The 15,485-nt window shown below is 73.5% G+C and carries 11 protein-coding genes; 1 reads left to right on the forward strand and 10 read right to left on the reverse strand.

Annotation, left to right across the window (positions count from 1 at the left end):
- The first annotated feature begins 57 nt into the window (after positions 1-57).
- Positions 58-1,764 (forward strand): SpoIIE family protein phosphatase, encoded by a 1,707-nt coding sequence (locus tag KUM42_RS10005; protein ID WP_237491860.1) that lies wholly within the window; start codon positions 58-60, stop codon positions 1,762-1,764.
- Positions 1,765-1,766: 2 nt separating this feature from the next.
- Here KUM42_RS10005 and KUM42_RS10010 read toward each other — a convergent pair whose 3' ends face one another.
- The 10 genes from KUM42_RS10010 to KUM42_RS10055 form a co-directional block, all read right to left on the reverse strand.
- A complete protein-coding gene (locus KUM42_RS10010) occupies positions 1,767-2,198 on the reverse strand; it encodes a hypothetical protein (protein ID WP_237491862.1) in 432 nt (143 codons plus the stop codon).
- A 134-nt stretch (positions 2,199-2,332) separates the two neighbouring features.
- Positions 2,333-3,937, reverse strand: a complete 1,605-nt coding sequence (locus KUM42_RS10015; RefSeq protein ID WP_237491864.1) for a methyl-accepting chemotaxis protein — start codon at positions 3,935-3,937, stop codon at positions 2,333-2,335.
- A 242-nt stretch (positions 3,938-4,179) separates the two neighbouring features.
- Positions 4,180-5,787: a methyl-accepting chemotaxis protein gene (locus KUM42_RS10020; RefSeq protein WP_237491866.1), complete on the reverse strand. Its 1,608-nt coding sequence runs from the start codon at positions 5,785-5,787 to the stop codon at positions 4,180-4,182.
- 215 nt (positions 5,788-6,002) lie between these two features.
- Positions 6,003-7,598 carry a methyl-accepting chemotaxis protein gene (locus KUM42_RS10025; protein ID WP_237491867.1) on the reverse strand — a complete coding sequence of 532 codons (1,596 nt, stop codon included), beginning with the start codon at positions 7,596-7,598 and terminating at the stop codon, positions 6,003-6,005.
- Between the two features lie 319 nt (positions 7,599-7,917).
- Positions 7,918-9,525 carry a methyl-accepting chemotaxis protein gene (locus tag KUM42_RS10030; RefSeq protein WP_237491869.1) on the reverse strand — a complete coding sequence of 536 codons (1,608 nt, stop codon included), beginning with the start codon at positions 9,523-9,525 and terminating at the stop codon, positions 7,918-7,920.
- 198 nt (positions 9,526-9,723) lie between these two features.
- Positions 9,724-10,176, reverse strand: coding sequence for a chemotaxis protein CheW (locus KUM42_RS10035; RefSeq protein WP_237491872.1), 453 nt, complete (start codon positions 10,174-10,176; stop codon positions 9,724-9,726).
- Between the two features lies 1 nt (position 10,177).
- The gene (locus KUM42_RS10040; RefSeq protein ID WP_237491874.1) at positions 10,178-12,625 is read right to left on the reverse strand and encodes a chemotaxis protein CheA; all 2,448 of its coding nucleotides are present in this window, start codon (positions 12,623-12,625) and stop codon (positions 10,178-10,180) included.
- A gap of 327 nt (positions 12,626-12,952) precedes the next feature.
- Positions 12,953-13,375, reverse strand: coding sequence for a universal stress protein (locus KUM42_RS10045; RefSeq protein ID WP_237491876.1), 423 nt, complete (start codon positions 13,373-13,375; stop codon positions 12,953-12,955).
- Complete coding sequence (locus KUM42_RS10050) at positions 13,372-14,910, reverse strand: tripartite tricarboxylate transporter permease (protein WP_237491878.1); 1,539 nt, start codon at positions 14,908-14,910, stop codon at positions 13,372-13,374. Before KUM42_RS10050 ends, KUM42_RS10045 begins: the two co-directional genes overlap by 4 nt.
- Positions 14,910-15,458 carry a tripartite tricarboxylate transporter TctB family protein gene (locus tag KUM42_RS10055; protein WP_237491880.1) on the reverse strand — a complete coding sequence of 183 codons (549 nt, stop codon included), beginning with the start codon at positions 15,456-15,458 and terminating at the stop codon, positions 14,910-14,912. Before KUM42_RS10055 ends, KUM42_RS10050 begins: the two co-directional genes overlap by 1 nt.
- Between the last annotated feature and the right edge of the window lie 27 nt (positions 15,459-15,485).

Here is a 15,485-nt window from a genome sequence, read left to right on the forward strand (position 1 = left end):
GAATGACTTGACGATGTCGTCAAGTGATCGAACTGACCAACGACGTGAGGACGGTGCATGGCCCGCTGGTGGCGGACGGACGGCGACGAGGCGGACGCCGACGCGCAGACGCTGGAGACGATGCCGATCGGTCTGATCGAGCTGGACACCGAGTGGACGATCCGGTTCCTCAACGCCGCCGCAGAGCTCCAGCTCGGCATGCCCCGCGAGGAGCTGCTCGGCCGCTCCTACTGGGACGTGTTCCCGGCCAACGTGGACAACGACTTCGGCCGCGCCTACCGCGCCGCGGTCGCCCAGCGGCAGCCGCAGACGGTCGAGGCCTTCTACCCCGAGCCGTTCAACCAGTGGTTCGAGGTGCACGCGGTGCCCACCGCGCAGGGGCTGTGGCTCTACTTCACCGAGGTGACCGCACGCCGGGCGGCCGTCGAACGGCTGGCCCTGCTCGCCCGCGTCAGCGACGAGCTGGTCGGGACCCTCGACGCCCCGACCGCCGTCGGGCGCATCAGCCGGCTGCTCGTCCCGGCGCTGGCCAGCTGGGCCACGGTCACCCTGCTCGGCGAGGACGGCACCCTGACCGACGCCGGGGGCTGGCACGCCGACCCCGGCCGGACCCCGCTGGTGCGCCGGCACGCGGCCGCCGCCCTGGAGTCCTCCCCCGCCACCGCGCCGTTGCTGCGGGCGGTCACCACCGGCGCCCCGGTCACGGTCTCCGGCCCCGAGCTGACCGGCCCGGCGCTGGGCGCCGTGGCCACCGGCGTCGCGCGGGAGATGCTGCGGCTGCTGGACCCCGAGACGCTCACGGTGCTGCCGATCCGGGGCCCCGACCACGTACTGGGCGCGCTGACGCTGGGCCACGACCGGCACCGCGCCGTCGACCCGGCCGACGTCGCGACCGCGGCCGAGGTCGCCGACCGGGCCGGCCTGGCACTGGACAACGCCCGGCTGTACGAGCAGCAGCGCCGGCTGGCCGAGGAGCTGCAGCGCAGCATGCTCACCGCCCCGCCGGAGCCCGACCACGCCCAGATCGTGGTGCGCTACCTGCCCGCGGCCCAGGCTGCCCGGGTGGGCGGCGACTGGTACGACGCCTTCGTGCAGCCCGACGGCGCGACCACCCTGGTGATCGGGGACGTCGTCGGGCACGACACCGCGGCGGCCGCCTCCATGGGCCAGCTGCGCAGCATGCTGCGCGGCATCGCTGTGACCGGCAACGCCGGTCCCGCGGCGCTCCTCGGTCAGCTCGACGCGGCGATGACCCAGCTGCAGCTGCACACCTACGCCACGGTCGCCCTGGCCCGCTTCGAGCAGAACGCGGACGACCTCGCCCGCGGCGTCACCCGGATGCGCTGGGCCAACGCCGGGCACCCGCCACCGCTGGTGATCCACCCCGACGGCACGGTCGCCGAGCTGGCCACCTGGCGGGGCGACCTCATGCTGGGCGTCGACGCCACCGCGCACCGCACCGAGTCGGTGATCAGCCTGGACCGCGAGACCACCGTGCTGCTCTACACCGACGGGCTGATCGAGCGTCGCGGCTCGGTCCTCGACGACGGCATGGACCAGCTCCGGGCAGCCGCGGCCCGGCTGGCCGACCGGCCGCTGGACGAGCTGTGCGACCGGCTCATCGACCAGCTGGTCGACACCACGCCGGAGGACGACGTCGCCCTCGTCGCCATCCGGCTGCACCGCCAGGACCGCCCGCGCCCGGCCGTGGCCGGCCCCCGCGTCGTGCCCCCGACCGTCGGCCCGGACCCCGCCGACGGCTGAGCTCAGCGGGGGCGGCCACCCGCGGTCAGGGTCAGGACGACGCCGCCCCGCTCGTCCTCGGCCACCGTCTCGCCGGGCTCGGTCACCACGACCAGGCCCAGCCGCGCGGCGGCCCGGTCGAGCGCGGCGCGTGCCCGGTCGCGGACCATGCCGCGCTCGCCGGCGGACACCTGCCAGACGCTGGGCGGGACGACCAGCCCGACGGTGACCGTCTGCAGCGCCACCAGCTGGTCGCCGGGGACGCCGAGCAGGGCCACGATCTCCTCCTGCAGTGCGAGCACCCGACCGGCCCGGGCCCGCAGCGGGTCGGGGCCGGGCTGCAGCTGCAGGGGCACCCCGGGCACGTCCTGACCGGCGCGCCTCGCGGCGTCGTTCAGCTCGTCGACGGCGTCCCCGAAGTCGGAGGTCAGCCGCGCGAGCTCGTCCAGGTCCACGGCCGGGAAGCCTAGACCCTCTCTGTTTACAACGTAAACCGGTCGGGTGACGTCCGTGTCCGAGCTGGACCGGGAGCTCGTCCCCCGGCCCGTGGCCCCCGCCGCCCGGTCCGGGGGACGGCGGGGGCGCTGCCTCAGAAGGTGAACCGGGTGACGCTCCCCCGCAGGTCGCTGGCCATCCGGGACAGCTCGTCGACTGCCATCCGGGTCTGCCCCAGCGCCGAGGTGGTCGCCGAGGCCGCCGTCGAGACGCCGGTGATGTTGGTGGCGATCTCGGTGGACCCGCTGGCCGCCTCCTGCACCGACCGGGACATCTCGCTGGTGGTCGCCGTCTGCTCCTCGACCGCGCTGGCGATGGTCAGCTGGAAGTCGTTGATCTGCCCGATGACCCCGGAGATGCCGCCGATGGCCGCGATGGCCCGGCCGGTGTCGGCCTGGATCGCCTCCACCCGGCGGGCGATGTCCTCGGTCGCCTTGGCGGTCTCCTGCGCCAGCTCCTTGACCTCGTTGGCGACGACGGCGAACCCCTTGCCGGCCTCCCCGGCCCGCGCGGCCTCGATGGTGGCGTTGAGCGCCAGCAGGTTGGTCTGCTCGGCGATGCTGGTGATGGTCTTGACCACCGCGCCGATCTCCTTGGAGCTGGCCCCCAGCTGGGTGATGGTGGCCGTGGTGCTCTCGGCCTCCCCCACCGCCTGGGCGGCGACCCGGGCGGCCTCGTTGGCGTTCTGGCTGATCTCCCGGATGGAGGCGCCCATCTCCTCCGCACCGGCGGCCACCGTCGCGACGTTGCGGGAGACCTCCTCGGCAGCAGCCGACACCACCCCGGACTGGGCCGAGGTCTCCTGCGCCGACCCGGAGATCTGCGCGGCGGACGCCGACAGCTCCTCCGCGGAGGCCGCGACCGCGTCGGCGGAGGCGACCACCGAGGTCATGACCGACCGCAGCTCGGTCATCGCGCCGTCCAGCGCCGCGGCCGTCGCGCCCACCTCGTCCCGGGAGCGGACGTCGGCGGTGCGGGTCAGGTCGCCGGTGGCCAGGCCCTCGGCGGCGTGCTGGACGCGGCGCAGGCCGGCGGTGATCCGGCGGGCGATGAGGACCCCGACGGTCAGGGCGATCGCGGCACCGGCCAGGACCGCGCCGAGCAGGACCCAGCGGGTGTGGTCGTAGGCGGCGCTGGCCGCGGCGGCGCTGGCCGCGGCGTTGTCCTGGCGCAGCGTGGCCAGCTGGTCCAGGTCGGTGACGATGTCGGCGGCGATCGGGGCCACCACCGTGTCGCGCATGGCCGCCCAGGCCACGAGGTCGCCGCCGTCGGCCAGCTTGTCGAGTGCCGGGAGGGCCGCCTTGTACTGGTTGACGCCCGCCAGCGCGCTGTCGATCAGCTCCCGGCTCTGCGCCTTCGGGTGGGTGGCGAGGTAGTGCGAGGCGGCGCGGGCCAGCAGGTTGAAGGCCTGCTGCCGGTCGCCCATGTACTGCTGCCGGTCGGCGGAGTCGGTGGCGACCGCGTAGTTCACCGCGGACAGGCGCAGCGCGTAGAGCTCGGCCCGCACGGCCTCCACGTCGGCGGTGCCGACCAGCTCGTCGCGGTACATGCTCTCGGTCGCGTCGGCCGACGAGCGGAGGCTGGTGAGCCCGACGAGGCCCACCCCCACGGCGACGAGGACCGCCACGGCCACGGCCGACAGGATCTTCCCCAGGATGCCGCGGACGCGGAGCCGGGCGAGAAGGGATCGTGCGCTCACGGTGCTGCCTCCTGGGCGGGTGGTGCCGGGCTGGCCGGCGAGAGAGGGGAATCGTCGGGCAGCAGGCCCGCCGCCGAACCGTTCCGCGTCGGCGTGTCGCCGCCTGGACCTGCAGAAAGACCGGTCACCGTCCGGCCGGGACGACGTGTCGACACACGGCAGCGGCCGCCGCACCCCGCAGGGTGCGACGGCCGCTGGTCAGCACCTCCCGCCGGCCCGTCCCGGGCTCGCAGAGGTGTCCGTCAGTAGGTGAAGCGGGCCACGCTCCCCCGCAGGTCGCTGGCCATCCGGGACAGCTCGTCCACGGCCAGCCGGGTCTGCCCCAGGGCCTGGGTGGTGGAGGCGGCGGCCGTGGAGACGCCGGTGATGGTGGTGGCGATCTCGGTGGAGCCGCCGGCGGCCTCCTGGACCGACCGGGACATCTCGCTGGTGGTCGCCGTCTGCTCCTCGACCGCGCTGGCGATGGTCAGCTGGAAGTCGTTGATCTGCCCGATCACCCCGGAGATCCCACCGATCGCGGCCACCGCCCGCGTCGTGTCGGCCTGGATCGCCTCCACCCGCCGGGCGATGTCCTCCGTCGCCCGCGCCGTCTCCTGCGCCAGCTCCTTGACCTCGTTGGCCACCACCGCGAAGCCCTTGCCCGCCTCACCGGCCCGCGCGGCCTCGATCGTGGCGTTCAGGGCCAGCAGGTTCGTCTGCTCCGCGATCGAGGTGATGGTCTTGACCACCGCGCCGATCTCCTGGCTCGAGGTGCCCAGCGCCTGGATGGTCGCCGTCGTCGTCTGCGCCTCGGTCACCGCCTGGGAGGCCACCCGGGTGGCCTCGTTGACGCTCTGGCTGATCTCCCGGATCGCCGAGCCCATCTCGTCGGCCCCGGCGGCCACCGTGGCGACGTTCCGGGAGACCTCCTCGGCAGCGGTGGAGACGACCCCGGACTGCGTGGAGGTCTCCTCGGCCGAGGCCGAGATCTGCGCGGCGGAGGCCGACAGCTCCTCCGAGGCCGCGGCGACCGCGTCGGAGGAGGCAGCGACCGCGCTCATCACCGTCCGGAGCTCACCGACCGCGGTGTCCAGCGCCTGGCCCATCTCGCCGAGCTCGTCGCGGGTGGTCAGCCCGCTGCTGCGGGTGAGGTCACCGGCGGCCAGCCCGTCGACGACGTCCTTGACCCGGCGCGTGGCGCGGGCGATGCCGGCGGCCACGAACCAGCCCAGGCCCAGCGAGGTGCCGATCCCGGCGACCATGAGCAGGATGGCGACCGTGCGCTGGGTGCGGTAGCTGCTGCGCGTCTCGGCGACCGCCTGCTCGCCCTCGGCCTGCTCCTGGTCCCGCAACGCCTGGATGTCGGCGTCCACCTTCTCGACGATCGGCGCGGACTGGGTGCTGTTGGTGGCGATCCAGCCGGCGAGGTCCTGTCGCTGGGCCAGCGGGACCAGCACGTTCTTCTGCAGCGCGACGTAGGCCTCCATCGAGGTCGTGATCTCGTCCAGCGTGGCCCGGGTGTCGGGGCTGGCCGTCTCGGCGCGGTAGGTGTCGGTGGCGGCGGCGAAGTCGGCGGCCAGCGCGTCGATCCTCGCGACCGCAGCCGCGGGGTCCGCGCCCAGGATGGTGTCGCGGATGTTGACCCGCAGGTCGCCGACCAGGCCGTCGAGGTCCGCGGCCGCGGCGACCCCCTGCAGGTTGTCGTCGTAGAGCTCGTCGGCGGCCCCGGCCGCGTCGCCCAGGGCCATCAGGCCGCTCAGCCCGATGCCGGCCGCCACGAGGCCGGCCACCCCCGCCGAGGCGAGCACCTTCGTCCGCACGGAGCGGTCACCCCACCAGGAGACGGGGCGTGCGTTCGGGGTCAGGGACATGGGTCTCTCCAGGGTCGTTCGGGTGGGTGGGGTGACCGGGACCGGCCGAGATGCTGTTCCCGCCGTTACCGGAATGGATCGTGTCCGATCGCAGGACCGCCTGTGCGGTTGCTGTGCGCGTGTCGGAGAAAGGGGACGGAAAGGGGGCTGAATGGCGGGCCACCGGTCCCGATGGCGTCCTTGTCGACAAGTCCGGGAATGGTCGACGACGTCGGTCAGTACGTGAAGGTCGCGATGCTGCCGCGGAGGTCGCTGGCCATCCGGGACAGCTCGTCGACGGCGAGCCGGGTCTGGCCCAGCGCCGAGGTGGTCGCCGACGCGGCCGCGGAGACGCCGGTGATGGTGGTGGCGATCTCCACCGAGCCGCCGGCGGCCTCCTGCACCGACCGGGACATCTCGCTGGTGGTGGCCGTCTGCTCCTCCACGGCGCTGGCGATGGTGAGCTGGAAGTCGTTGATCTGCCCGATCACCCCGGAGATCCCACCGATGGCCGCGACCGCACGGGACGTGTCGGCCTGGATCGCCTCCACCCGGCGGGCGATGTCCTCCGTCGCCCGGGCGGTCTCCTGGGCCAGCTCCTTGACCTCGTTGGCGACGACCGCGAAGCCCTTGCCCGCCTCACCGGCCCGCGCCGCCTCGATCGTGGCGTTCAGCGCCAGCAGGTTGGTCTGCTCGGCGATGCTGGTGATGGCCTTGACCACCGCGCCGATCTCCTTGCTGGAGGTGCCCAGCTGCTCGATGGTCGCGGTCGTGGCCTCCGCGTCGGTGACGGCCTGCGCCGCGACCCGGGTGGCCTCGTTGACGCTCTGGCTGATCTCCCGGATCGCCGAGCCCATCTCGTCGGCGCCCGCCGCCACCGTCGCCACGTTCCGGGACACCTCCTCGGCTGCGGTGGCGACGACCCCGGACTGCGTGGAGGTCTCGTCCGCCGAGGCGGAGATCTCCGCCGCCGAGGCCGACAGCTCCTCCGACGCCGCGGCGACCGCCTCGGAGGACGCCGCGACAGCGGCGACCACGGCGCGCAGGTGCTGCTGTGCGGTGCGCAGCTCGGCGGCCATCCGGCCCACCTCGTCGCCGGCGGTCACCTGCGAGTCCACCGTGAGGTCACCGGTGGCCATCGCGGCCAGCGCGGCCTGCACGCGACCGATCGGGCGGGCCAGCGACCGGTGGGTGAGCAGGCAGATGCCGGCGACGACCAGCAGGCCCGCGGCGGCGGTGAGCAGCCCGAGGCGGGTCGCGCGGTCGATCGCGGCCCCCACCTCGAGGTCCGCGGCGGCGGAGGCGGCGTCCAGGACGTCCTTGGCGGTGCTCACCGCGGCGTCGGAGACGTCGTTGGCGGCCTGGACGTCCTGCGCGCGCAGCCGGGCGGTGGCCTGGTCGGCGACCGCGGAGTCGACGAACGCGCCGATCGCGGCGGTGTAGGTGGCGAAGGAGCCGTCCAGGGCGCCGGCCGCGGTGGCGGCGTCGCCGGTGAGCGGCACGGCGGCGAGCTCCTCGAGGAGGCCGTCGGTGGTTGCGACGTCGTCCTGCACGTCGGCCCGCAGGGCGGCCGGGTCGGGGCCGACCAGCGACTTGAGGGCGTCCACCTTGAGCTCGCTGGCCCGGGTGTCCAGCTGCAGGACGGCGGCCTCGGCCGCGCCGACGGCCGAGCGGGCGGCGCTCGCCTCGCGCACGGTCGCGTTGGCGGTCAGCAGGCTGGCGAGCAGCGCGCCGAAGGCGAGGACGACGACGCCGAGCAGGACGCCGAACTTGACGGCGAGTCGACGCCCGGCGAACCAGGCGAGCGGACCGGACGGTGCAGAGGAGCTCATGGCGGTTCTCCAGGACGACGACGTGCCCGGGTCCGCGGTGGACCTCGGGGGAGTGCGGGAGTGCTGTCGTCCGTCGTTCACCGCACGGTCGCCAGGTCTCTCCCCGGCACCAGGGTGGAGCATGCGAGAACAGGCGTTACCGGTTTCCCGACCGTGTCGCGGACCACATCCAGAATGGTCGGGGACCGGCTCGGTGGACCCCTTTGTCGACAATCCCGTCGACCATTCCGACCAGTGCGCTGTACACACGACCGCGGCCGCCACTCCGCCCGGGGAAGGGGACGGAGTGACGGCCGCAGGGGTCGTCCGGGGTCGTTCGTCAGTACGAGAAGCGGGACACCGTGGTGCGCAGGTCGCTGGCCATCCGGGACAGCTCGTCGACGGCCTGCCGGGTCTGCCCCAGGGCCTCGGTGGTGGAGGCGGCGGCCGTGGAGACGCCGGTGATGTTGGTGGCGATCTCCGTCGAACCGCCGGCGGCCTCCTGGACCGACCGGGACATCTCGTTGGTGGTGGCCGTCTGCTCCTCGACCGCGCTGGCGATGGTGAGCTGGAAGTCGTTGATCGAGCCGATGATCTCCGAGATCCGGCCGATCGCGGTGACGGCGCCGCTGGTGTCGCCCTGGATGGTCTCGACCCGGCGGGTGATGTCCTCGGTGGCCCGGGCGGTGGCCTGGGCCAGCTCCTTGACCTCGTTGGCGACCACGGCGAAGCCCTTGCCGGCCTCACCCGCCCGGGCGGCCTCGATGGTGGCGTTGAGCGCCAGCAGGTTCGTCTGCTCCGCGATCGAGGTGATCACCTTGACGACGTTGCCGATCTCGCGGGAGGAGTCGCCCAGCTTCACGACGGTGGCGTTGGTGGTCTCGGCCTCGGCGACGGCCTGGGCGGCGACCCGGGCGGCCTCGTTGGCGTTCTGGCTGATCTCCCGGATGGAGGCGCCCATCTCCTCGGCACCCGCGGCGACGGTGGCGACGTTGCGGGAGACCTCGTCGGCAGCGGCCGAGACGACCCCGGACTGGGCGGAGGTCTCCTGGGCCGAGGAGGAGATCTGGGCCGAGGTGGCCGACAGCTGCTCGGAGGCGGCGGCGACCGCGTCGGAGGAGGCGACGACCGAGGCCATCACCGAGCGCAGGCTGCCCTGGGCGTCGGCCAGCGAGGCGGCCATCTGGCCGATCTCGTCCTGGTCGCGGACCTGGGGCACCACGGTCAGGTCGCCGGTGGCCATCGCCTGGACCGACGCCTGCACCGAGCGGACGGTGCCCAGCATCCGGCGGATCACGAACAGGCCCAGCAGACCGGCGAGGAGCACGCCGACGACCGCCGTGAGCACGACGAGGAACACGGCACGGTCGACGGCCGCAGCCGCCTCGTCGTTGCGGGTCTGGGCCTGCGCGGCCTGTGCCACGCCCTCGTCCTCGAGCGCCTGGGAGAAGTCGCTGACGACCGGGGCGGCGACGTCCTTGTAGACGCGCCCGAAGGTGAGCAGGTCACCGGCGTCGGCGGCCGGCACGAGCTGGGTCCGGTTGATCTCGACCAGCTGCTGGAAGGCGGTCTGGAACGTCGCGGCGGCGGTCTGGTCGACGATGAAGGGGGTGTACTCGGCGGACGCGGCCTTCAGGTCGTCGAGCTTGCCCTGCGCCTCCTGGGTGATCTTGGGCCGGTCGGCGACGGTGTAGACCGGGTACTGGAGCACCCGCGAGCGGTAGGCCGAGACGGCCCGCTGCATGGCGGCCAGGGAGTTCAGCGGCCGCAGGTTCTCGTCGAAGATCTCCTCCTGGACGGCGTTCATCGACCGCATCCTGGAGATCGACAGCACGTTGGTGCCGGCCACGACCACGATCAGCAGGGCCAGGACCGCGCCGATCTTGACGCCCAGGGGGCGGTCGAGGAACCACCCGGACCGCCGGGAGGGGGATGCGGCGTTGCTCATGGTCGGGCTCCTGGCTGGCTGGGTGGCTCGTACGGCCGCTGTCGGGTCGGGGGGACGTGCGCCCCCGGTGCCGGTCGCGGCAGCGGGGGAGTGGTGCAGGGGTGGTGCGCCGGGGCCGGCGGTCCCGGCCCCGGTCCGGCCCCCTCGCAGGGCCCCGCGCCGCGCGGAGCGTGGCGTGGGGGGCGAGGGGGTCCTTCGTCAGGTGCCGACGGCCCGGTTGACGTCCAGGGACAGCAGCAGCTGGCCGGAGAGCTTGTAGGCGCCGCGGATCAGGTCGCGGGCCGAGCCGTCGAGGGTGTCCGGCGGCGCCTCGAAGTCCCGCACGTTGACGTCGACGACGTCGGCGATGCTGTCGACGAGCAGGCTCACGGCCTCCCCGTGCAGCCGGACGACGATCACGACGGGCTGCTCGCCGGCCGGGCGGGCCGGGCGGCCCAGCCGCTCGCGCAGCTCGATCGCGGTGACGACCTGGCCGCGCAGGTTGATCAGCCCGGCGACGGCCGGCGGGGCCAGCGGCACCCGGGTGATGCTCTGGCTGCGCAGCACCTCCTGGACGTGCTCGACCTCCACGCCGTAGAGGTCGCCGTCGAGCCAGAAGGTGGCCAGCTGGCTGGTGACGGGCACGGTGCGTGCGTCGGTGGCGGTGCTCACGTCAGACCTCCATCAGGTGGGAGCCGGCGCCGTCGAGGGCGGCGAAGGCGTCGGGGCCGGGCATGCCGGGCACCGGGTTGTAGAAGGCGGGGTCGGCGGCGAGGATCGCGGCCCGCACGTCGAGCAGCTCGGTGACCCGGTCGCCGATGACGGCCGAGCCCAGCAGGCCCAGGTCGTCGATGTCGCTGTGCACCGAGGCCTCGCCGTCGACGATGTCGAGGATCTCCTCGACCACGATGGCCACGCTGCGGCCGTGGTCGGCGTAGACGATGACCTCGAGGGTCTCCCGGTCGTCGGCGCCGAAGGCGCCCAGGTGCCGGTCGAGCCGGACGATCGGCAGGATCGCGCCGCGGTACTGCACGACCTCCCGCGACCCGACCCGCTCGACGGTCTCGCTGCGCACCTGCTCGAGGCGGGTGACGGTGTCCAGCGGGATGGCGACCCGGCGGCCGCCACCGATGGCGGCCAGCAGCATCCGCTGCCGCTCCTGGGTCGCGACGGCCGCGGTGATCGCGGCGCGGGTCTCCTGCCGGTCGGCCGACTCGGCCCGCAGCGCCCGGCGGGCCAGCGCCTGGACGTCGAGGATGAGCGCCACGGCGCCGTCACCGAGCACGGTGGCCCCGGAGTACAGGCCGATCGCCTTGAGCTGGCTGCTGACCGCCTTGACGACGATCTCCTCGGTGTTGATGACGCGGTCGACCACCAGGCCGAAGCGGCGCCCCTCCGAGCGGAGGACGGCGATGACGACGTGGCCGTCGTGCCGGTCCGAGGGCAGGCCCAGGACGTCGGCCAGCCGGACGAGGGGGAGCAGCTCGCCGCGGAGCCGGTAGACCGACGCGCCGCCGACCTCCTCGACCGCGGCGGAGGCCTTCTCGGCGTCCAGGGCGACGAGCTCCTGCAGGCTGATCTGCGGGATGGCGTAGCGGTCGCCGGCGCACTCGATGGTCAGCGCCGGGACGATCGCGAGGGTCAGCGGGATGCGCAGCCGCATGCAGGTGCCCCTGCCCACGACCGACTCGACCTCGATGGTGCCGCCGATGCCCTCGATGTTGGTCTTGACCACGTCCATGCCGACCCCGCGGCCGGAGACGTTGGTGACGGCGGCAGCGGTGGAGAAGCCGGGGGCGAAGATCATGTTCAGCAGGTCCTGCGGGCTCATCCGGGCCACGGCCTCGGGCGTGAGGAGGCCCTTGTTCACCGCACTCCGGCCGATCTTGGCCGGGTCGATGCCCGCGCCGTCGTCGGCGACCTCGACCACGACCTGGCCGCTCTCGTGCCGCGAGCGCAGCGTCAGCACGCCCTCGGGGGACTTGCCGGCGGCGATCCGGTCGGCGGTGGACTCGATGCCGTGGTCGACGGAGTTGCGCACCAGGTGGGTCAAGGGGTCCTTGACCGCCTCGAGCAGGGTCTTGTCGAGCTCGGTGTCCTTGCCCTCCATCTCCAGCCGGATGTTCTTCGACAACTGGAGACCGAGGTCGCGGACGACGCGGGGGAGCTTGGACCAGATGTGGTCGATGGGCTGCATGCGCGTCTTCATCGCGCTCTCCTGCAGCTCGCTGGCGATGAGGTTGAGCCGCTGCGAGGCGCGGACCAGGTCCTGGTCGTTCTGCCGGCCCACGTACTGGACGATCTGGTTGCGGGTGAGCACCAGCTCCCCGACGAGCAGCATCAGGTTGTCCAGCAGGTCGACGTCGACCCGGATGGTGCTGTCGGCGACGCCGCGGGCCTTGGGGCCGGCCTCGGGCGTGCCCGGCTCGGGGGCGAGGGAGGCGGCCGGCGCTGCGGCAGCCGGGGGCGGCGTGACGGCGACGGCAGCGGCGGGGGCCGGGGCGACCGGGGCCGGGGCTGCCTGCGGCGCCTCGACCACGGGGGCGGCGACGGTCTCCAGGGCGGGGACCGGCGCCGGGGACGGGACGGCTGCCTTGGCGCGGGAGGCGCGCTTGGCCGGTGCCCGCTTGGCGGGCTTCGCCGGGGCGGGCGCCTCGGCGGCCTCGACCACGGCCTCGGCGGCCACGACGGCCTCCGCCTCGGCGACGACGGCGGTCTCGACCGCGGGGGTGGGGACGTCCTCGAGGGCTGCGGCGAGCACCACGACGGTCTCGGCGACCTCGACGGTGCCCTCACCGCCGGTGGCCTCGATGGCGGCCAGCAGCGCCCGGATGATGTCGGTCATCATCAGCAGCGCGCTGGTGCGCGAGGGGGTCAGGTCCAGCGCACCGTCGCGGAGCCGGGACAGCAGGTTCTCCCCGACGTGCGCGACCTCCTCGAGCCGGTTGAAGGCGAGGAAGCCGCTGGTGCCCTTGATGGTGTGGATCGTGCGGAAGATGCTCGAGAGCCGGTCCCGCGACCGTGGGTCCTGCTCCAGGGCGACGAGGTCCTGGTCCAGCTGGTCCAGGTTCTCGTGGCTCTCCACGAGGAACTCCTCGACGATGTCGTCCAGACCTTCCACGCCTGCCTCTTCCCTTGGTGCGCCGTGCGGGCCTGCCCCGTCCGGTGATGGCTGTTTCGGCGCCCTCCGGTCCACCTGTAGGTGAGTGGAACGGAATTCGCCCGCCTTTCCAGAATGGTTCGACGAGGCATGGAGAATGGCTCTTCATGCCCTTGTCGACAATTCGGTGCAGGAACCGTCTGCCCTGGTCAGCAGCGGAACTGCGGCGTACCAGGTGGCATCGGCAGACCCCGGGACGACCGTGACCGCCGTCCCGGGAGGAACGGCGGTCACGGTGGGGGAGCAGGGTCTGGACGGACCCGGTGGGGCAGGTGGGACGGGGGCGGCTCAGCCCTCCCGGGGCGGGCTCTTGACGGCCAGGACCGGGCACTCGACCTCGAGCAGGATCCGCTGGGCGGCGCTGCCCATGAGCAGCTTCCCGACCGCGGAGCGGCGCCGCAGCCCGATCACCAGCAGCTCGGCGGAGGTCTCCTCGACCACCGCGGACAGCTCCTCGGCGACGTCCCGGCCGTGCACCGGCTGGCGCACCTCGAAGGTGACCCCCGACCCGGTCAGCTCCTCGTGCAGCCGGGTGAGCGCCTCGCCCTGGAGGTAGTCCTCGTCGACGAGGGAGTCACCGCGGGAGGCGTTGACCACCACGAGCCGGGCGCCGCGCTGCCGGCTCTCCCGCAGCCCGTGCGCCAGGGCGGCCTGGCCCCGGGGGTTGGGCACGTGGCCCACGACCACGACGGGCTGCTGCTGCTCGGTCATCGTGCGGTCCTCTCCTCGATCTCGGCATCTGCGTGCTGCAGGTCGTGCGGCGTGGTGCGGGGGCCGCGCACGGCGCGGAGCACGATCGGCACCACGAGGGCCAGCAGCGCCAGCAGGAGCACGATCCTGCTGAACCAGGTGTCGACCAGCACGCCCAGGTCGCCGTCGCTGATCGCCAGCGCCCGGCGCAGGTTGGCCTCCGCGATCGGGCCGAGGATCAGCCCGATCACCGCGGGGGCCACCGGCCAGCCGTACCGTCGCATGACGAAACCGAGCAGGCCGAGCACCAGCAGCAGGATGAGGTCCAGCGGGTCGGCGTTGACCGCATAGGAGCCCAGCGAGGCGAAGGCCAGGATGCCGGCGTACAGGTAGGGCCGGGGGATCCGCAGCAGCTTCACCCACACCCCCACCAGCGGCAGGTTCAGCACCAGCAGCATCGCGTTGCCGATCAGCAGCGAGGCGATGAGCGTCCAGACCAGCGGGCCCTCGGTGGTCAGCAGGGTGGGCCCGGGCTGGATGCCGTAGCCCTGGAAGGCGGCCAGGATGATCGCCGCGGTGGCCGAGGTGGGGATGCCCAGGGTGAGCAGCGGGACGAGCACGCCGGCGGCCGCGGCGTTGTTGGCCGCCTCCGGCCCGGCGACGCCCTCGATGGCGCCCTTGCCGAACTCCTCGGGGTGCTTGGTCAGCTTCCGCTCGGTGGCGTAGGACAGGAACGTCGGGATCTCCGCGCCACCGGCCGGCAGCGCGCCGAACGGGAAGCCGAAGGCGGTCCCGCGCAGCCACGGCTTCCAGGACCGGCGGAAGTCCTCCCGGGTCATCCAGTTGCCCTTGTGGTCGATGACGTGCACCGCCCCACGGCGGAGCCGGGAGGCGACGTAGAGCGCCTCGCCGACGGCGAACAGCGCGACCGCGACGACCACGACGTCGATGCCGTCGGACAGCTGGGGGACCCCGAGGGTGAACCGCTCCTGGCCGGTGATGACGTCGGTGCCCACCAGCCCGAGGTACAGCCCCAGGCACAGCGAGGCCAGCCCGCGCAGCGGCGAGGAGCCCAGCACGGTGGCCACCGCGACGAAGGCGATGACGGTGAGGGCGAAGTAGTCGGCGGCGGTGACGCCGATGGCCAGGTCGACCACGGTGGGCGCGACGAGGGCCAGCAGCAGCGTGGCGATCGTGCCGGCGACGAAGGAGCCGATGGCCGCGGTGGCCAGCGCGGCGGACCCGCGGCCGGCCTTGGCCATCTTGTTGCCCTCGAGCGCGGTCATGATCGAGCTGGACTCACCGGGGGTGTTGAGCAGGATCGACGTGGTCGACCCGCCGTACATCCCGCCGTAGTAGATGCCGGCGAACATGATCAGGGCGCTGGTGGGCTCCAGCACGTAGGTGGCCGGGAGCAGCAGCGCCACCGTCATCGCCGGCCCGATGCCCGGGAGCACGCCGACGGCGGTGCCCAGCAGCACCCCGAGCAGGGCGAAGAGCAGGTTGAGCGGCGTGATCGCGTCGGCGAACCCGCCCAGCAGGTCGTCGAGGGCCATCAGAACCAGCCCGTCAGGAACTCGAGGACCGTGCCGCCGGGCAGCGCCACGTTCAGGGCCTTGACGAAGACGATCCAGGCGACGCAGCCCAGCGCCAGGCCGATGAGGAAGGGCCGGACGACACCCACGGCGCCGAGCGCCCAGGACACCGCGGCGAACATCAGCGCCACGGCCAGCGGCCAGCCGATCACGTTGATCAGCAGCGCGTGTGCGCCGAACGCGACCGCGATGACCGCGACCGCGCGCCAGTCGGTGGGGGCGTCGGGGTCGACGTCCTCGCTGTCGTCGGCCGGGCCCCGGTCGCCGCGCAGGACGCGGAACGCCAGCCCCACCCCGGTGACCAGGGTGAGCGCGCCGACGGCGTAGGGGAAGAACCGCGGGCCGACCGTGTTGCTGGAGCCCGGGATGGCGATGGCGCCGGCGTCGATGAGCAGGTAGACGCCCAGTGCCGCCAGCAGCACCGCCATCACCAGCTCACCGGAGGGCCGCCCGGTGCGCCCGGTGCGCCCGGACGTGTCCGTCCCCGGGGGAGTGACCGCGGTGCTCACGAGACCTCCTCGCCGGCGCTCGTCGGC

The organism is Modestobacter sp. L9-4 (assembly GCF_019112525.1).
Lineage (GTDB): Bacteria > Actinomycetota > Actinomycetes > Mycobacteriales > Geodermatophilaceae > Modestobacter.